This is a genomic window from Bradyrhizobium guangdongense (assembly GCF_004114975.1).
In the GTDB taxonomy this organism is placed as follows: domain Bacteria; phylum Pseudomonadota; class Alphaproteobacteria; order Rhizobiales; family Xanthobacteraceae; genus Bradyrhizobium; species Bradyrhizobium guangdongense.
Genome location: NZ_CP030052.1, coordinates 72,278 through 90,301, shown reverse-complemented (window position 1 = coordinate 90,301; position 18,024 = coordinate 72,278). Strand labels below are relative to the sequence as shown.

Sequence of the window (18,024 nt, the reverse complement as noted above, 5' to 3'; positions counted from 1 at the left end):
TTCAAGAAGGGTTCGAACGATTAGCCAACCGTAGTTCGATTTGGAGCTTCGCGGGCCTTCACTCGCTCTGGCCAGTCGTGAGAACGCCTGTATCAAAGGCCTAGATTGAGCTAGGCTGTGTTGTCAGCTGACAACGTTTTGCTGCGAAGTGTTGGTGTCGGATTCACCATTAAAATGCATTAACCATGTTTCGCCGGACGCGCGGGCTACAAGTGCTCGAATGGGCGACCCGTCGGAATTCTGCAGATCACCTAGGAGGTGTTGTCAGCTGACAACGCCGACTCGCCTGCTTTCTCATCGCGCCTCTTTTGCCCTCCCCCACATCGCACAAGATGTTGTCAGCTGACAACAGTACGGGGGCCGACCGCAGACTACGAGACAAAGGCTCTTGAGCCGGTTCCGAGCGGGGATCGTCTCGAGCGGGATGGATCCATCCGAGCGGTAAATTGCCGGATCAACAATGTAGTTTCCTCAAGCGCCTTACCCGACCAGTCCATCTGTGTCGGTTTGGGGTGCAGTCTAGTCCCCGCTGGGACTGTCGAGGCTCGACCAAAAGTTGGAGGCCCCTTCGGGGGCAGTGGCGTGGTATGCGAGTACTTCAATCGCGCGGGTTGCATGGTCCACCGGGTTGATTCCTGACATTTTGGACCGGGCTGATGCCTGACAATATTCGATCATTGTTCTCCTGTCTGCGGCGTTTCCTGCGCGATGCGGAGCCGCGCGCGCGGCGGAGCAAAGCGCAGGAAACGCCGCTCGCAATTGATCAGCCCGAGATCGCGACCGCAGAAGCGCACGAGGTGGCCGCTAGTGTCGTGCTCACAGAGGCCGACGAGCTCACCTGCGAGCGCCTCGCCAACGAAAACGTGCTCGCCGCGCCATTTGATATCGCCGGTGGGACGCACCCGGCGAACCTCGTGATCGGCGTCGTACCAAGGGTCATCGAGACGGCGTGGCAAGGTGCGCGAGGGCGACTGCCAGAGTTTGACGGGCGGCATCTGGTCGAGCGCCTCATGTGGCCGCTCCTGGTTGAAGTGGTGGCGGAAGGCATCGAAGCGGCGTTGCTGCTCGGCGACCGTTGCCGCGGGCGGCTTCGTGGTCTGGGCCTTCAGCGTGCGGTGCATGCGCTCGTGCCGGCCGTTGTCCTGCGGGCTCGCCGGGGGGATGTAGCGCGGTTCGATACCGAGCTTGAGCCACCATACCGAGAGCGCCGAAAGGCCGCCCGCCCCCGTCGATCCAAACGGTGCACCATTGTCGGAGCGGATCGCGGCGGGAAGGCCGATGTCCTTGAAAACACGTTCCAGGGCGCTCCTGACGCCCGCCCCCGTCGGATCGACGATGCGCACTTCGATAAGATAGCGGCTCGCCGCATCGGTGATGGTCAGCGGATCGCAGCGGTTGCCGTCGCGGGTTCGGAACCAGCCCTTGAAGTCGATCGCCCATTCTTCGTTGGGTGCGCTTGCCGGCGCCGCCACCTCGCCTTGCGCAATCGCCCGGCGTCGGCGCCGACGCGCCTCGACCAGGCCCTCACGCTTCAGGATGTCGCCGATCGTCGAGGCTGCCGGCCAGTCGACCTCCGGCCGCTCATGCTCAAGCCATGCCTTGATCTTCTTCGGGCCGAAATGCGGAAACCGCTGCCGCGTCGCGACGATGCGATCGGCCAGCCGCCCCGCCGTCGCATGCGGGCAACTCGCCGCCGCGTGGCTGCGCTCCTCGAACCAGCGCCGCTCCCCGCTCTCCCGACGCCGCTTCCAGACGTAGAACGTCTCTCGGCTGACGCCGTGCCGCGCGCACAGCTCCGTCACCGAAAATGCCCCCGTCTCGTACTCTCGAAACAACGCGACACGCTCCTCCACAGGACTGCTCTCCCTGAAAGGCATCGCCTGATCCTCCTTCGAATCAGACGAGCCTTGCCTGTCAGGAATCAACCCGGTCTAATCTGTCAGCACTCAGCCCGGTCTGTACCCATCCAGCCCCCCGCCCGGCATGCAAGCAGCGGGTGGCGCATTCCTCGCTCGTGCCGCACCATTGCCCGCTTGATGGATTGGACAGCGCAACGCGAACGCTAGCGCCATTCGCCGTCTCCAGGCGTCATCCGTTTCCCTTGCCGCTAGTTGTCCCGCATGTTGTCAGCTGACAACAGTGCCGTGGCAACCGTGGAGCGTGGGGTCCGTTCACCTGCCGCTCGTTTCGCTAGGCTCAGAAGCCCCGAGCGACCAAGGAGGAGTCCGGGGTGGCCCAGGTAGCCCTGAACCAACGGCGAGCATCAGAAAACCCGCCAACTAATTCACCGCTCGGACCTCTTCCGGAGTTAAGGCGGTGAGGAGGTCATCCGTGGTCATGGCGGGTGGTTTGGCCTCGGGCCGCGTGCGGACGGTACCATGTTATAGCGGGTCCTAGGCGCGTGGCCGCTCGCGTAGCGAAGCCTGCAATGCGCTCGGTCTTTCCCGTTTCTTTGTGGCCGGGCCTAGTGACCGCCATTCTCTCCCTTGGCGAAGGCTTGGCGCGATAACAAAGCCGTTGTCGCTCATGCCGGATGTTGAGGCCGCAAAAGTAGGTGATGACATCGTGTTGAGAAAGGCACCGCACCTTTCCTCGTCACGGCGGATTTGGGAAAAAGCCAGGCACGAAGCTTCGCGTCGCGACGCGGATGAACTCATGGTTGGCGCCGCGGCTGTCCCCTTTTGGGAATCATGAGTGATGCGATAGCCGGTACTGAGAATCTGGCGAAGCCTCTAACGTCGGTACGGAAGCCCCGCCGGGCTGAGCGGCGCTCCGGCCCGCCAGTTCCAGATCCGTATGCGGCTTAATCCAAAGCGGGGCAGGATGCGGCCAACGCCGGCCGGTGACACCTTGATCGCTGGCGCTGCCGCGCACAATGCCTCGACGGCTAAGGTGGCTGTGGGTGGCGGGGGGTCGGCGATGAATGGGTCTGGAGGAGCGAGCGCGCAAAGTTAATCCTTTCATTCTTGCGCCGACTCGGGAATCGTGTTGAGTCTGCAGACGGTAATCCGCCGTCTGAGCTGCAAAAACCGTTTTGGATTGGAAAGATGAGAGTTTTTGAGACAGAGGAGGGGTGGCCGGAGACAGCGAGCGCGCGCATTTCCTGCCATGCCACTCTACTCTCTGGTCAACTCCGCTCGTTGGGCGCCGCCCTTTTTCCACCAGCGGCTGCCAAGACTCTTCGCCCGTTCTCCTCCGGAGAGGTGGCCAAGATCGTTCGCGTGTCAGACGGCTATTTGCGGCAACTTTCCCTCGACGGCCTGGGACCTGCCCCCGCGATCGGTCATGGCGGGCGGCGGTCGTATACCTTAGCTCAAGTGAATGAGCTGCGGGCCTATCTGGCTGCAGCCCGCCCGCGGGAGGCAGTTGATTTTCTCCCACGGCGGCGCCCCGGCGAAAAGCTTCAAATCATCACGGTCGCTAATTTCAAGGGCGGCTCGGCCAAAACAACGACCGCCCTGTATCTGGCCCAATATCTCGCCCTTTCCGGCTTTCGAGTTCTGGCCATCGACCTCGATCCGCAAGCCTCTTTGTCGGCCATGTTCGGCTATCAGCCGGAATTCGACATTGGGCAAAGCGAAACCATTTACGGCGCCATCCGCTATGACGACCAGCGCCGCCCCATGCGTGAAGTTGTGCGGCCGACCTATTTCGAGGGTATAGGCCTAGTGCCTGGCAATCTCGAACTCATGGAGTTTGAGCATCACACGCCGCGCGCCATGGTCGAGCGCCGCGAACGTGGACATGATCTTTTTTTTCGCCGCCTAGCGAGCGCAATCGATCAGGTAAGCGACGACTATGATGTCGTGGTGATCGACTGCCCACCTCAGCTCGGCTACCTGACGATGGGCGCTTTGAATGCGGCGACGGCGATGCTGGTGACAATCCACCCGCAGATGGTCGATGTCGCATCGATGAGCCAATTCCTTCTGATGACGTCGGATTTGATGTCCGTCATCGAGGAGGCGGGCGGCCGCCTCGATCACGATTTCATCCGCTATGTGATCACGCGCCATGATCCGAATGACGTGCCTGAGGCTCAGATCGTTGCGCTGCTGCGCAATCTGTTCCGCGAAAACGTGCTGCAAGCGACAGCCTGGAAATCCACTGCGATCTCCAATGCTGGCCTGACAAAACAATCGCTCTATGAGCTTGACCGCGGATCCGTCGGACGCGGCGCCTATGACAGGGCGGTTGAATCTGTCGATGCTATCAATGCGGAGATCGTGCAGCTGCTGAAGAAGGTGTGGGGACGATGAGCAAGCGCACGGATGCTATCAGGGGGCTTTTTACTGCCGCACCTCAGACGAGTCCGTTGTCAGCTGACAACACAGCACCAGCGCCGCTGGCGCGGGTGTCGTCAGGTGCTGTGCGCTCGCTGAAGGAATCTTTCTCAGAAGTTGAGAAGGAGAATCAGGAGCTTCGGGACAAGCTCACATCTGGCGCGACGATCGTAGAGATCGATCCCGGTCTGATAGATCCCTCGCCCGTGTCTGATCGTTTTCGCGACGACGACACGGCTTCTTACGAACTTCTCAAGCAATCGATTTCGCAGATCGGCCAGGAGGTTCCTGTCCTCGTCCGCAAGCATCCGACAATGCCGGGACGATATCAGAGCGCTTATGGTCATCGCCGGGTGCGTGCCGCGCGCGAGCTGGGTATTGCCGTCAAAGCGATCCTAAAACCGCTCTCCGACGAAGCCCTCGTCGTGGCACAAGGCCTTGAGAACGCGCCGCGGGAGGATTTGAGCTTCATCGAGCGCGCGATGTTCGCAATGCGCATCGAAGATGCCGGGCACAAGCGCGCAGTCGTTCAAGACGCGCTCGCAGTCGATAGGGCCGAAGCGTCAAAACTGATTGCGGTTGCGAGATCCATTCCGCCCGACATTATCGATGCTATTGGCAAGGCCCCAAAGGTTGGCCGCGGGCGATGGCAGAGCTTTGCTGATCTCTTGGCGGATGCGTCGGTGATCGACCGCGTAAGGGCGGCGATCGGGGACGACAAGTTCGCCGGCCGTGAGTCAGACGACAGATTTCTGACGGTGTTCTCGGCCGCGAATAAACCTGCTGCAACTCGCCAATTCGCGCGATCGTCTGCTGTGCTCGCCTCAGATGGACAGCGCATCGCTCAGGTCCGTCAGGGCGATCGAGAACTCAAGTTGACCATCGACAAGAAGGTCCCGGCGTTGTTCGCGGACTTTCTTATCACCCAGCTTCCGAACCTGTTCGAGACGTTTTGCAAATCGGACAGATCCGAGGAGACCACCGGGGCTTAGCCGCCTCATGAACAACCGCGAACCAGGAGCAGCACGGCAAAAGAAAAAAGGCCCCCGCAACGTCACCGTCCCGGAAGCCTCTCTTCGTAGTTTGGCGACTAAAGAGAATCACTTCCGCGCACCATAGTCAAGAGTCTTGTGAGAGACGGCGCCGTTTCGGCGAGCAGATTTTCTTTGCCCGCATAAGGCAAAGACATGCAATCACGTGCCCCAACGACGCCCTTTGGGCGGCGCTCGTTGAAGCTTGCCCATGTGGCAACACAAGTCGCAGTATCGACCAGGCCATCGGAAAAGATCGTCCATAAATGGAAGATCTTTCAGGCCATCTGCATCGCAAGGCCGCGCCTCGGTATCTCTGAGCGTGCGCTGACGGTGCTGGATGCTCTGCTCAGCTTTCATCCCGAGACTACGCTCACGGGTGAGGGTGACCTCATCGTGTTTCCGTCAAACAATCAGCTGACGCTGCGAGCTCACGGCATGCCGGTGTCCACGTTGCGGCGTCATCTCGCTGTGCTTGTCGACGCCGGGCTCATCGTTCGCAGGGATAGTCCGAACGGCAAGCGCTACGCTCGCAAAGGCAGCGGCGGTGACATCGAGCGCGCCTTTGGCTTTGACTTGTCGCCACTCGTCGTTCGCGCCGAAGAGTTCGAGAGGCTGGCTGAGGAAATCAAAGCGGAGGCTCGTGCTATCAAACATGCGCGCGAGCGCATCACACTCTGCCGTCGTGACATCGCCAAGATGATTGCAACGGGCATCGAGGAAAACGTGCCGACCCACAGGGAATGGAAGGGGCCGGCTGATTGGGACGAGGTGCATCGGGCATTCCGTTCGATCGTCGAGACGATTCCACGCCGGGCGACCTGCCAAGAACTTGAGGCGATCGCCGACGAACTATCGCAGCTTGCCGACGACGTCCTCAATCTGCTGGAAACTCACGTCCAAGCAGCAAATATGAGCGCCAATGAGTCCCATACTGAGCGTCACTTACAGAATTCAAACCCAAACACTCTTACTGAACTTGAACCTAGCCTCCAAGAAGGCAGGGCGGCGAGTACCGAGCCGCAACCACAACCGGCGCGATTTGCGGAAGGCTCCTATCCTTTGGGTATGGTCTTGAGCGCATGTCCAGACATCGTCGACTACGCCAAGGGAGGGATTTCAAACTGGCGCGATTTCATTGCGACTGCGGCGGTCGTTCGATCCATGCTTGGCATCAGTCCCAGCGCGTGGGAGGAGGCGCAGAGCGTCATGGGGGAGACTCAGGCTGCAATTGTGGTCGGCTGCATCCTGCAGCGAGGGGAGGTCATCCGTTCAGCCGGCGGATATCTGCGGGGGCTGACGCGAAAAGCCGAGGCCGGCGAATTCTCGCTCGGGCCAATCCTAATGGCGCAGATCAACTCACGACTGCACGAAAAACGAAGGGCCTAACGGCTAGTCTAGGTAAGTGTCTCTTGGGCCCAGCGGCTCGGGCCGTCGCAGGTTTGATGTTGAGGTTCAATTTGAAGAGGTCTTGGCTAACGGACTGGGCGCGAAGGCGACAGCACCTCAAGAAACGTCAGGCCAACATTGCGTACGGGCTAATGAGCGGTGACACCCACAGATTAGATCGTATGCGCCGTCGTTTTGCAACGACCTCAAGGCGCCTGATTCGTTCGCCGCAGCGCAGCAATTATCCGCCGCCAATTAAGCCCTTCGAATCTGTCTTGGCCTTGCATCGCTGTCTTTACGTCATGGCGCGCAGCCACGGCTGGCGCCATGGCGTCGACCACCGCCGGTACGAACTGCGGAACGTCCGCTTTTGTTGCCGGCGCCAGGTAAACACCTGTTGCGGTATCAGCCCGTGTCGTCGGGCATCTCGTCGCCGCCAGCGCCCACGAGTTTTGGCCGAGTGATATGCCTCGATAATGCTGCGCCGCGCTCGAGCATAGCTCTATAAGCCGCGCGACCATGCGTCCGCGAGTCTAAACGAAATGCTCAGGTCCGAGAATTATAAGGCTAACGTTTCTCATCTGCGACCTGCCGTGTGGGTAAACAAAAACCTGATCTGACGATCAGCCAAGGCACGAAGGCAATGCGCAACGGAACCAATCGTGCCGGCCGTTTAGACGGTCCACGCCTAAAAAAGGGTAACCCCGGCATTGCTGCCAGGGTTTGTGCTGTTGGATTTTGCTCAGCGAGATCCCGGATCGGCGGTACACCGCTTGCGCGCTGCACCGCGTCCGGGACGACTCGTCGTTAGAAGTCCATGCCGCCCATGCCGCCGGCGGGGGGCATCGCGGGGCCGGCAGCGGCCTTCTTCGGCAGCTCGGCGACCATGGCTTCGGTGGTGATCAGGAGCGCTGCAACGGAGGCTGCGTTCTGGATCGCGGTGCGGACCACCTTGGTCGGGTCGATGATGCCTTTGGAGACCAGGTTGCCGTATTCGCCGGTCTGGCTGTCGAAGCCGTAGGCGTACTGGTCCTTCTCCAGGATCTTGCCGATGATCACCGAGCCGTCTTCACCGGCGTTGATCGCGATCTGGCGAGCGGGAGCCGACAGCGCCTTGCGCACGATCTCGACGCCGGTCTTCTGGTCGTCGTTCTTGGTGCGCAGGCCCTTGAGCTGCTCGGAGGCACGGAGCAGGGCGACGCCGCCGCCCGGGACGATGCCTTCCTCGACAGCCGCGCGGGTCGCATGCATCGCGTCATCAACGCGATCCTTGCGCTCCTTCACCTCGACCTCGGTCGCGCCGCCGACGCGGATCACCGCGACGCCGCCTGCGAGCTTGGCAAGACGCTCCTGGAGCTTCTCACGGTCGTAGTCCGAGGTGGTCTCCTCGATCTGCGCCTTGATCTGGGCCACGCGCGCCTCGATGTCGGCCTTCTTGCCGGCGCCATTGACGATCGTGGTGTTCTCCTTGTCGATCATCACCTTCTTGGCGCGACCGAGCATGTTGAGCGTGACGTTCTCGAGCTTGATGCCGAGATCTTCCGAGATCGCCTGGCCGCCGGTCAGGATCGCGATGTCCTGCAGCATGGCCTTGCGGCGATCGCCGAAGCCCGGAGCCTTGACGGCCGCGACCTTCAGGCCGCCGCGCAGACGGTTCACAACAAGCGTGGCCAAGGCCTCGCCTTCGACGTCCTCGGCGACGATGACCAGCGGCTTGCCGGTCTGCACCACGGCCTCGAGCAGCGGCAGCAGCTCGTTCAGCGAGGAGAGCTTCTTCTCGTTGATGAGGATGTAGGCGTCGTCCATCTCAACGCGCATCTTGTCGGCGTTGGTGACGAAGTAGGGCGAGATGTAGCCGCGGTCGAACTGCATGCCCTCGACGACGTCGAGCTCGGTCTCGAGCGACTTGGCTTCCTCGACGGTGATGACACCCTCGTTGCCGACCTTCTTCATGGCGTCGGAGAGGAACTTGCCGATCTCCTGGTCGCCGTTGGCCGAGATGGTGCCGACCTGGGCGATCTCGTCGTTCGAGGTGACCTTCTTGGAGTTCTTCTGGAGGTCTGCAACCACAGCCTCGACCGCGAGGTCGATACCGCGCTTGAGGTCCATCGGGTTCATGCCGGCGGCGACCGACTTGGCGCCTTCCTTCACGATCGCCTGGGCCAGCACGGTGGCGGTGGTGGTGCCGTCGCCGGCCGCGTCAGCGGACTTCGAGGCGACTTCGCGCACCATCTGGGCGCCCATGTTCTCGAACTTGTCGTCGAGCTCGATCTCCTTGGCGACGGTGACGCCGTCCTTGGTGATGCGGGGAGCGCCGAACGACTTGTCGAGCACGACGTTGCGGCCCTTCGGACCGAGCGTGACCTTCACCGCGTTGGCGAGGACGTCGACGCCGCGCAGCATCTTGTCGCGCGCTTCAACCGAGAATTTGACTTCTTTGGCTGCCATCTGGAATTTTCCTTAAGGTGTTTGACTGGAGGGAGGAGGGAGGCTCTTAAGCCGCCTTCTTCTTGGACTCGGCGACCTCGAGAACGCCCATCACGTCGCTCTCCTTCATGATCAGCAGGTCCTGGCCGTCGATCTTGACCTCGGTGCCGGACCACTTGCCGAACAGCACGCGGTCGCCGACCTTCAGGTCGATCGGGATCAGCTTGCCAGCTTCGTCGCGGCCACCGGGGCCGACGGCGACGACTTCGCCCTGGGAGGGCTTTTCCTTGGCAGTGTCGGGAATGATGATGCCGCCAGCGGTCTTCTCTTCTGCGTCGATGCGCTTGACCACGACGCGGTCGTGAAGCGGACGGAATTTCATGCAGTCCTCCTAATATTTGCACGAGTTGAGACTTCAACCTTGTGAGCAATCGATGCCTACGAGTGCTAGCGCAGACGCAGCTGAAATAGGACGGGGCTTCTACAGGAGCAAGAGCTTCCAGCAAAAAATCACACTCAGAAGTCGTCTCTGCCAGAATCATTTATCGTAGCTAACTGGCCCGGCCGCTATTAGCGCAGTGTGAGGTTGCCCTGCTCGGCCGAGGTCTGCACGATTTCGCGGCGGATGCTCTTGGCCTGGAAGAACGCTCAGACATTGGTGCGCTCGAGAGTCTTAGTAGTTGCTAAAGCCATTCTTGGTCTCATTGACTGCTCGGATACGGCTCCGGCCGAAACGAACCCTAGCGCTGATGAACGCGCGACGTAACAGGAGTTCGCCGGGCTTGCTTCAGTGGACGGAATTCTCATCGAGTTAGCCGCGACATCCGCAACAGCCAAGGAGTGTGAACAGGTTCGGGATGCCGTCTCGTTCTAGGCAAGCCGATCTTGAAAAATAGCGCCTTTTTTCATCTCGCTCCATCGCTAACCTTGGCAGTTGACCGGAGCTGGATGAAAGCGGCCAGGGGCCGGCGGCGACCTCTTCAAGGAGCTGAACGAAACGCCCGCGCGGGAGAACTGAATCAAGACGAGATCAGCGCTCACGCAAAGTTCAATCGCGCTTCGTCCGCCCTTCTTCCGCGGTGATGCTGATGATCGTATACGCATGCTTCTCGCGTCTTATATTGCGACGAGATGGGCTTCCGGGGAGGCAACGAGATGCAACGCCCCCGGTTTCACCGCATCTTCTTCAGACCGCTCGCGAAGAGTGGGGGCGGCACACGACTGGATCGGGGGATACGCCGAGTCCGCCCCCGCATCACCTTGAGAGGATTGGTGACGCGAGTTTGAAGGTAGCAAACAAGGCGATAGCGTAGCTACTGCAACTATCTCACACCAGGATGGCTCGCATGAGGGTTGAATCGGCCGTGGCGATAGGTTGTATGCTGTTGGGTCCTCGGGTGTCCCGGCTGTGCGGAGAGAAGAAATGCCGATTGTCACGACAGCGAGCGCAAGTGACGGACAAAGAACATTGCAGACAAGACGAAAGATGTGGTTCGGAGCCTAACATCCATCAGCAACAATGCTTCGATTTTCGCCGTTAGTCGCCCCGCTCAACGCGGTCTTCAATCTCGATAGTGCGTCAGACTGACCTCTTTTTGCGCTCTGATCTTCCCCCGAGAAAGCGGACGGGTTTAAGCGGCTTTTAGCTCCATCTCGATCGGAGGGATATATCCGATGGCGGAATAGAGCCTGGTTCGATTGGAGAAGCCCGCGATGAAGGCGAAGATGTCGCGCCGGGCTTCGGCACGGGTCTGGTACTGACGATGATGAACGAGCTCGGTCTTGAGGGTGTGGAAGAACCTCTCCATCGGGGCATTGTCGTAGCAGTCGATGCGTCAGGCCCGCGGCGGTAAGGGCCGCGCGATACTCGTGTGAAGCGTACTGCACTCCGCGATCGGAATGATGGACCAATCCGGCGTCCGGCCGCTGCTGGCGAAGCGCCATCGTCAGTGCGGAGGAGACGAGTTCGACCCGCATGTGATCCGGCATCGCCCAACCGACGATCTTGCGGCTGAAGAGGTCCATGACGGCTGCCAGGTACAGCCAGTCCTCCGCCGTGGGACGTAGGTGATATCGGCCAGCCAGACCCGGTTTGGGGCCGCGGCGGTGAAGTCGCGCGCGATCAGGTTTGGTGCGATCGGCAGATTGTGGCGACTGTCGGTGGTGCGGACGCGACATGGCGGCGCCATGATCGCCCGAATGCCATGCCGTCGCATCAGCCGTTCGATCCGGCCACGGCTGGCCCACGTCCCCGCGTCCGCAGGGCGGCGTGGACTCGAGAACTGCCGCTGGCTGCTCTCGCGATGGACCTGCCGGATCTCGGCATCGGCGTCGCCTGCGTGGTGGGCCGCCACGCCGCCGATGCCGGCTCCTGCCGGAATTTGTCTATCCAGCGGCGCAGCACCGCGCAGACCGAGCTCCTTGGCGACCGATCCGATCGATCGACCACTCGATACCGCCAGTTCAACGGCCTAGCGTTTGTAGTCCTCTGTGAACCATCGAAGTTGACGTTCTGGCATTCGATACCTCCGGGCTCTCTGAGCTACTACAGGTGTCCACTTATTCGGAGGAGGTGCAGAAGTCCTATCTCACGAGCGTCAGAAAGGCGCCGATGCATCAGCCGCTCAGAGCAGCCGTCATGGATTTTGAGGTGGTGCATGATCGCGTGCTGCGCGATCACATTGGCGTTCGAGGTCATATGTCCCTGCAACTTCCTGGCCGCAGAAACGATCTCCGGGGGGCTGCTAAATAGCCCAGTCGCCAGCGAGTGATCGCCAGTTCCTTGGAGAAAGCGTTGACCAGGATCGTCCGTGAACGTACGCCGGGCTGCGCCATGACAATCGATTCATGGCGCTCACGAGTGAATACGAAGCTGGAATAGCATTCGTCGGAAAAGATCCATAACTGGTAGTTGATGCGAGGCCTCCGATAGCTCGAAGGGTACTTCGATCATAGACTGCACCAGTAGGATTGTTGGGCGAGTTGACGATAATGGATTTCGTGCGCGGTGTACCAGCGGCGCGGATTGCGTCAATATCGGAATTATATCGGGGCGGGCGGGCATCAACGAACACGGGTTTTGCGCCAGCGAGAAGAACCTGGGACGGGAATGTCGGCCGGCAGGGACGAATGGCGATGGCCTCGTCACCCGGATCCAGCAGAGCCAACGCAACATTGAGCAGCCCTTGTTTTGCATCCGCTTCGAGACTCTAACTGCCGCTGGATGAACATTCAGTGGCAGGTCAGCAGTTATAACGATATCGTTCAAATGCCAGCCGATGCCGGTTTCCGATGACAGCTTTTCGGCAACGGCGCTGCGAAGCGGCGTCAGGCCGATGGCATCCGTATAGCGGTTTATCTTGGCCTTGATGGCGGCAATTGCCCCCTCGCGGGCCGATGATGGTGGATCGATGATCACTTCACCCGCCGCCAGATCGATGATCGGACGGCGCCATCGGCAGCTAACTTAGCTGCGTCACGAGCGGCGGCAGTGCCCGAACCTAAAAGCAAAGACAGTGGTTGCGCCAGCAGGCGCTCCTCCTGAGCTGATTGTGGTCTTTCACGATCGAACCACTCGGCCGCATTTCGCGATCTGCTCAGTCATAGGTCGCGCTTCGATTACGGCGAACTCCGCAGCAGATGAAGCCTCATAGCCACTCGAGATAGGCGCTCCCTCCTCAATCCAGGCAATGCGTCCTTTCGATTGAAAAGGGCAGCAGAACGTCCTCCCGCCGGAGTATCGGAAACCGCAACGCCAAACCAATGTGCTCGAAACCGCTACTGAGGCGGTGTTCACCAACAGCGCGCGAGCGACTCCGTCGTGGCCAATCGGCGTGGCACATCGGTGGAATGTGGAACCTGCGCGCCGGATGATCGTGTCAGCGAGCCGATCACGCCCTTCCACGCTAAAGGAGAGGACGCACTGACCGTGCTGCATTTCTGCGGTCGATTGTACAGCGCATTGATCACGTGCATTGGCAAGAACAGACTGTGATTCGGGTCGCATGCGGAATTCCTTGCAAGTGACGTGTGAGCAGTCGGGCGCACGTCGGTCAAATATTTGATGCACCGACGCCACCATATCAATTGATAAGTGTGGTAGTTGATCGCACAACCTGTAAGGCATTGGCTTCAGTGGAATGCGCTCTGCAATTCAAAGATCTTCGGTGCTGTCGATGGCGTAACGCCTGAGATCGTCGCATGCATGGCTGCGAGCTGCAACTTTCGAACAGACAAGCAAGAAGCTTTTCTGTGCGGGCCTTGTAGCTCCGGACTCGATGATATCGTGCAGGGCCGCAACGATTGTCGACCTCGGGGTAGCGCCCAGAATTGCACCTGGTTCATCGTCTTAAATGGTCGTGGTCTATTGGCGAGAGGGTTGCCGCGGTTTGTTTCGTGCGGAAACCCGGAAATCGAGCCACGATCCGACAGGAGAAACGATCGACCCTTTCATTAACGGAGCTGCTGCGGCGACATCCGTTGCCTGGCCGATCATCAGATACTTTAAGCGGGACTATCGACAAGGGCGATTGAACCGCAACAATCGATCGAGAACGAGATATCGGGTGGATGAAGACCTATCCTGGGTCAAGATATCGCTCTTCCGCGCGAGCGAGTTCGTCGTACCTTAATAACTCGAAGATCTCTTCAAGGGTCGCGATAGCTGGCTCAATGCTGGCAACGCCTTCCTCAGCGATAATGCGGCCGCAGACGTGCCGCATTGCCGCAGTCGCAGCTCGCATGGAGTGATTGGCCCAGATCACGGTAGAGATGCCGGCATCACGGTATGACGAGACCGGCGTTCGATAGTATTTTGTTGGAACGATTACGACAGGTCGGTGGTTCTGCCAGGAACTCGCGAACGAGAGTATCTCGTCCGCCGTGCTCTTACGCGAGTGAATGAGGATCGCGTCGGCTCCCGCAGCGGCGTAAGCACTAGCGCGTACCAGTGCTTCGTCCATTCCATGGCCGGCGATCAGGGCTTCGATCCGAGCCACGAGGACCAAGTCTTCCGCCACTGTATCCTTCACTGCCCGCAGACGGCCGGAGAATTCATCGATATCTGCGAGCGGATGCCGATCGCCAATGAACGAGTTCATTTTCGGAAAGCAGCTGTCCTCAAGCGCGACGCCGGCAGCGCCGCGCTGACGGAGTTTCCGTGCCAGCAGGCGTGCATTGTTGAAGTTCCCGAAGCCGCCATCACCGTCAACGAGCACAGGCAGTTCGGTCGAGTCGACGATCCGCTCGACCACGTCGACGAGTTGGCTCCATGATGCTTCGTTGGCATCTCGGTAGCCAAGAGAGGAGGCGATTGCGAGGCCCGACGCCCACAGACCTTTGAATCCCGCGCGCTTGGCGATTGCGCCGGAGAGCGCATCGTGAGCTTCCATGAGGAAGGAGAGGTCGCGGTTGGAGCAGATCTGAGCGCGCAGCATTTCTGCAAGTGAGGCGCATGGTTTAGGGCGGTTGCCGAGAACTGACTGTGATTGCATCGCGACTCCTTTGTTGGGACATGTGACCGGCGGACATTCTCGGGATGTTCTGCCAGTTCTCGATCGAGGTAAGCCGATCGCGCTCGTGTGGCTCAAGCGATAGCTGACATGCATTATCTAGATAAATGCTTAGACGTGGCAGTTGACCGAACGACCAAATTATTGGCGAGCGCTGTGGGATACTTCGGGGAGTTCGGTTAAGCCCTAACATCGCACCTGCCCTGATTAACTCGCCGATCTGCCGCTCGAGCGCTGCCCGCTTGCATACTCCCTTAACAGCCACTTGGTGGTTCTATAGCGGCCGACGTAAAGCTTGTAGTTGCGGAGCCGCGCCCGCCTCTTGGCGGATTGCCGGCCGGTGCTGCCGTCCTCGTACAGTGGCTCCATGCTTATGTCGAAGTCGAGGTATGGCATCACCGTAAGCTCGAGGAAGCGAGCGCCTTCGAAGTCTTTGCCGCTATGGGCTGGTTTGTAGCTGGCACGAATCAGCATCGAGCGCAGCAGCATGTGATCCTCGCCATAGATCTGGGTGAAGATCTTGCGCTTCGGCCAGACGATCGACCGGGCGATGATTTCATTCTTGCGTTCCACATAGGCGCAGGCCAAATCGCCGGCGCCATAGGCGCGCGCCGGGTGCTCCGTGGCATTGCCGTAGCCGCCATACTTGCCGAGCTTTTCGACCGGTCCTGACATGCAGCTGGACGGGCCGACAATATAGACATGCTCGATCTCGTCCGGTGTTCGCGCTAGCTTCAGTTCGAGGCCCTGCTGATCGGCCGCGAACAGGTTGGCGAGTTGGGTGATCTCGTCCGCGCCGACGAAGTCGGCAAGGTACTTCTGCAGGTAGGTTCCGACCTTCATCTGAGTGTGGAGGTCTCGCTCACCATTTTCCACGCTCTCGGTGAAGGCAATCTTGCTTTTGTCCTTCCTGGAAACATGCAGAAAATGGTCTTTGGGAATCTGGTCGGCCCACCAGACGCCGGACGCAAAGAATGGTTTTTGATATTCGCCCCGGTCGAAGCGGGCCTGCTCGCGGCAGCGCCAGTTCGGGTCCGGTCCCTTGCGCGGGATCAGTTTACGGTTGAGGGTATTGGAAAGCCCGATCTTTTTCGACCCCCGCGTCTCTGCGATGGTTAGCGCCGCCTTGCTGGCACCGTCGACGAACGGCACGAATGTCCCGGGGGCGGGCATTTCGACGATCTGGTACATCAGGCGATGCCCGGTGCCGGCGAGCTGCGCCAGATCGGCCTCTGTGATTTTATTGTCGCTCATGCGTCATTTTCACGCGTCTGAATACTCGCCCTTAGCTTTGGCGGTGAGGCGGAGCCAAACAAAAGCGCCTCTAAAGCCTTCTCAGTGCTGTACTTGGCCAGGGCCTGAATTAACGGCCGCACATAATACTGTCTCTCTTCTTCCTGTATGAGCTTCGAATCGCTCAGCGAGGTCAGTGCCAGTTCGATCAACTCGATCGCCCGTTCCTTGTTGCCGCTCTCGTAATAGTACTCAGCGATCGCCCCATAAGACCGGAACTTATAGCCATCGGCTTGCGGTGGATTCAGCCATAAAATGTGTTCAGCCAAATCCCTGCCCATTGCAAAGCGCTCGGCAAGGGGGAGGTGCGAGGCATCATTTGCCGGATCGAAGAGTTGGGTTAGAGCCACCGTCATCAATTCCTCGGACCCTTTATCGATCGCGTCACGAACCAATTGGCGCATGACGGGCAAGCCGGCCCGTAAGTCGCGAATTTTGTGAAGCAACAGATTGACATGAATCTCACGAAGGTCGATTTCGTCCGGCATCAAGACGAGCCCCTCTTGGACCGCCGAGAGCGCCGTCGTCCAATCCTTTGCCCACAGCGCCGCCCGAAGTTTAGCGTAGATTGGCGAGGTGGGCGTTAGCTCGCGGGCTACCCGTTGGTTCTGCTCAATCCGCTTCGCGTCGGCGGCTTTAGCTTCTTCGCTGGTTCGCCAGACCCCTTGAAGAACCTTCGGCAAAACATCATTGAGTTGCATTGGATGTCCTATGAACGCGATGTGGCCGTCGCGATCGACGACGAAAGAGATGGGAATCCCGGAGCAAAACTGGGGTCTCCCCAAAGCTGCTTCATCTCGCCTGTGAAGTCGAACGCAATCCGATAGTTCAGTTTCGGAGACGTTTCGGTCAACCACGCCTCCAACTTGGTTCTGGCCTCGTCCGCCGTTGGTGCTTCTTCGCCACATGCGACTCCGATGACCTCAACTCCGCAATCTTTATATTTCTCCTGCAGTTGAACGAGATAGGGCATCGCCGCCGTCATACATCGTCCGCACCTACTTGCCCAAAATTCGACAATGTAGACTTTCCCGCACTCGAAGTTCGCAAGGGGCTGGCCACGCAGCCAACTCCCCACCTTGATGGGAGGAGCCAAAGATTCCATGCGCAGCGCCACGTTGCTGTCCGACATATTATCAAACCCTACGCGACTTATTTTGACCGCTTGTCTCTAAGAAACGGGTGGAGAGCATCGATCGCGTGCGTGCACTCAGCACTCTTAGTACTGCGTGTTTGCAATGAGTGTGCCAGCGGTCGGAGCGCGTTAGGCCTATGATCGCACTTTTGAAAACCCCCCGGCGCCCAATTCGGGCAGTGTTCTGAACCAGACGCGTTTGGCGCCAATGTCACAAACTAGACACAGATCGCGCCTTGCGCCGCCTACAAACACTGGTGTGGCGGTTGTGAGCCGACTTACAAGTATAGCTGGTGAGCTAGACGGATGGTCCGACAAAGACGAACAGTGTGTCCGCCAGCATGGCTTGCTTCGATAGCTCCGACCAGCGCGCGACTTCGTTGTGTTGCACGTCTTAGGTTTAAAGGCATGCAGAAGGGAGCTACGCACGGCATGAGAAAAGCGGGGTAACGAGGCCAGTGCCGAAGCATGCCAGAAGCTCTCAAGGAGAGCGATATGCCGCGAAGGAGATTGCAAACATATCCCATTTCGTCAGCCCGACGAGATCGACGACCCAGTGACCAATGTCCTGCGCGCCGCGGCAACTTCTGGGCAAGCTATCACGAAATTATCTTGCCACGGTAAAAGGAGTTGAAGCCGACGAAAGCGCCGTGTCCTGTGGCATGGTTATGGTCCGTCGCGAACGATCAGGCCGGCAGCGGCCCGATCGAAGTAGCGCGGCCGAATGTCGCAACCGCGGGGCGGCTCGAGATGGCGAGCTGATTCCTGCGTGAGGTTTGTCTGGCGCCGAACCGGCGTCCGGCGAAGCGGCGATCGACGTCTTAGTGGAAAATTACCGCGCCAAGTAGGGCCAGGTGATCAGATTGTCTATCAATAATCGTGCCGCGCTGCTAACCTTCTACGGCTCTCTAGCCGAACATGGGATTCACTTGCGCACGACCACCCGCAACTTCCGA

At 59.5% G+C, this 18,024-nt stretch carries 11 protein-coding genes and 2 pseudogenes; 3 read left to right on the top strand and 10 right to left on the bottom strand.

Translation table 11 applies throughout. The annotated features are described in order from the left end of the window. Nucleotides 1-674: 674 nt before the first annotated feature. Nucleotides 675-1,877 (bottom strand): integrase core domain-containing protein, encoded by a 1,203-nt coding sequence (locus X265_RS36045; RefSeq protein WP_128929795.1) that lies wholly within the window; start codon nucleotides 1,875-1,877, stop codon nucleotides 675-677. A 1,170-nt stretch (nucleotides 1,878-3,047) separates the two neighbouring features. Here X265_RS36045 and repA point away from each other — a divergent pair. The 3 genes from repA (at nucleotide 3,048) to repC (ending at nucleotide 6,703) form a co-directional block, all read left to right on the top strand. Then, nucleotides 3,048-4,259 carry a plasmid partitioning protein RepA gene (gene repA, locus X265_RS36040; RefSeq protein WP_128929794.1) on the top strand — a complete coding sequence of 404 codons (1,212 nt, stop codon included), beginning with the start codon at nucleotides 3,048-3,050 and terminating at the stop codon, nucleotides 4,257-4,259. Next, nucleotides 4,256-5,275 (top strand): plasmid partitioning protein RepB, encoded by a 1,020-nt coding sequence (gene repB / locus X265_RS36035; RefSeq protein ID WP_128929793.1) that lies wholly within the window; start codon nucleotides 4,256-4,258, stop codon nucleotides 5,273-5,275. Before repA ends, repB begins: the two co-directional genes overlap by 4 nt. Before the next feature lie 195 nt (nucleotides 5,276-5,470). Further along, nucleotides 5,471-6,703 (top strand): plasmid replication protein RepC, encoded by a 1,233-nt coding sequence (gene repC / locus X265_RS36030; RefSeq protein ID WP_128929792.1) that lies wholly within the window; start codon nucleotides 5,471-5,473, stop codon nucleotides 6,701-6,703. Between the two features lie 807 nt (nucleotides 6,704-7,510). Here repC and groL read toward each other — a convergent pair. The 9 genes and pseudogenes from groL to X265_RS42150 all read right to left on the bottom strand — a co-directional run bounded on the left by groL (nucleotide 7,511) and on the right by X265_RS42150 (nucleotide 17,065). After that, nucleotides 7,511-9,151, bottom strand: coding sequence for a chaperonin GroEL (gene groL, locus X265_RS36025; protein WP_128955104.1), 1,641 nt, complete (start codon nucleotides 9,149-9,151; stop codon nucleotides 7,511-7,513). Nucleotides 9,152-9,197: 46 nt separating this feature from the next. After that, nucleotides 9,198-9,512, bottom strand: coding sequence for a co-chaperone GroES (locus X265_RS36020; protein WP_128955103.1), 315 nt, complete (start codon nucleotides 9,510-9,512; stop codon nucleotides 9,198-9,200). 1,249 nt (nucleotides 9,513-10,761) lie between these two features. Then, nucleotides 10,762-11,417: pseudogene (locus X265_RS41665) on the bottom strand (IS3 family transposase); the annotation flags it as partial. A gap of 407 nt (nucleotides 11,418-11,824) precedes the next feature. Then, the gene (locus tag X265_RS42005) at nucleotides 11,825-12,028 is read right to left on the bottom strand and encodes an aminotransferase class I/II-fold pyridoxal phosphate-dependent enzyme (RefSeq protein ID WP_256438976.1); all 204 of its coding nucleotides are present in this window, start codon (nucleotides 12,026-12,028) and stop codon (nucleotides 11,825-11,827) included. Between the two features lie 89 nt (nucleotides 12,029-12,117). After that, a pseudogene (locus X265_RS42000) lies at nucleotides 12,118-12,297 on the bottom strand (DegT/DnrJ/EryC1/StrS family aminotransferase); the annotation flags it as partial. 1,410 nt (nucleotides 12,298-13,707) lie between these two features. Then, on the bottom strand, nucleotides 13,708-14,565 hold the full coding sequence (aepX, locus tag X265_RS36000) for a phosphoenolpyruvate mutase (protein WP_128930179.1): 858 nt from the start codon (nucleotides 14,563-14,565) through the stop codon (nucleotides 13,708-13,710). A 282-nt stretch (nucleotides 14,566-14,847) separates the two neighbouring features. After that, nucleotides 14,848-15,894: a hypothetical protein gene (locus tag X265_RS35995; RefSeq protein ID WP_128929790.1), complete on the bottom strand. Its 1,047-nt coding sequence runs from the start codon at nucleotides 15,892-15,894 to the stop codon at nucleotides 14,848-14,850. After that, nucleotides 15,891-16,634 (bottom strand): hypothetical protein, encoded by a 744-nt coding sequence (locus X265_RS42155; RefSeq protein ID WP_308421720.1) that lies wholly within the window; start codon nucleotides 16,632-16,634, stop codon nucleotides 15,891-15,893. The genes X265_RS35995 and X265_RS42155 overlap by 4 nt, the downstream gene beginning before the upstream one ends. Nucleotides 16,635-16,642: 8 nt before the next feature. Then, nucleotides 16,643-17,065, bottom strand: coding sequence for a TlpA disulfide reductase family protein (locus X265_RS42150; protein ID WP_308421721.1), 423 nt, complete (start codon nucleotides 17,063-17,065; stop codon nucleotides 16,643-16,645). Nucleotides 17,066-18,024: the final 959 nt, after the last annotated feature.

Bases quoted from the DNA above. Each gene is read 5' to 3' on its own strand.
- X265_RS36020 (WP_128955103.1), bottom strand. From the start codon at position 9,512: ATGAAATTCCGTCCGCTTCACGACCGCGTCGTGGTCAAGCGCATCGAC.
- repC (WP_128929792.1), top strand. From the start codon at position 5,471: ATGCAATCACGTGCCCCAACGACGCCCTTTGGGCGGCGCTCGTTGAAG.
- repA (WP_128929794.1), top strand. From the start codon at position 3,048: ATGAGAGTTTTTGAGACAGAGGAGGGGTGGCCGGAGACAGCGAGCGCG.
- X265_RS42150 (WP_308421721.1), bottom strand. From the start codon at position 17,065: ATGTCGGACAGCAACGTGGCGCTGCGCATGGAATCTTTGGCTCCTCCC.
- groL (WP_128955104.1), bottom strand. From the start codon at position 9,151: ATGGCAGCCAAAGAAGTCAAATTCTCGGTTGAAGCGCGCGACAAGATG.
- X265_RS36045 (WP_128929795.1), bottom strand. From the start codon at position 1,877: ATGCCTTTCAGGGAGAGCAGTCCTGTGGAGGAGCGTGTCGCGTTGTTT.
- aepX (WP_128930179.1), bottom strand. From the start codon at position 14,565: ATGCTGCGCGCTCAGATCTGCTCCAACCGCGACCTCTCCTTCCTCATG.
- X265_RS42155 (WP_308421720.1), bottom strand. From the start codon at position 16,634: ATGCAACTCAATGATGTTTTGCCGAAGGTTCTTCAAGGGGTCTGGCGA.
- repB (WP_128929793.1), top strand. From the start codon at position 4,256: ATGAGCAAGCGCACGGATGCTATCAGGGGGCTTTTTACTGCCGCACCT.
- X265_RS35995 (WP_128929790.1), bottom strand. From the start codon at position 15,894: ATGAGCGACAATAAAATCACAGAGGCCGATCTGGCGCAGCTCGCCGGC.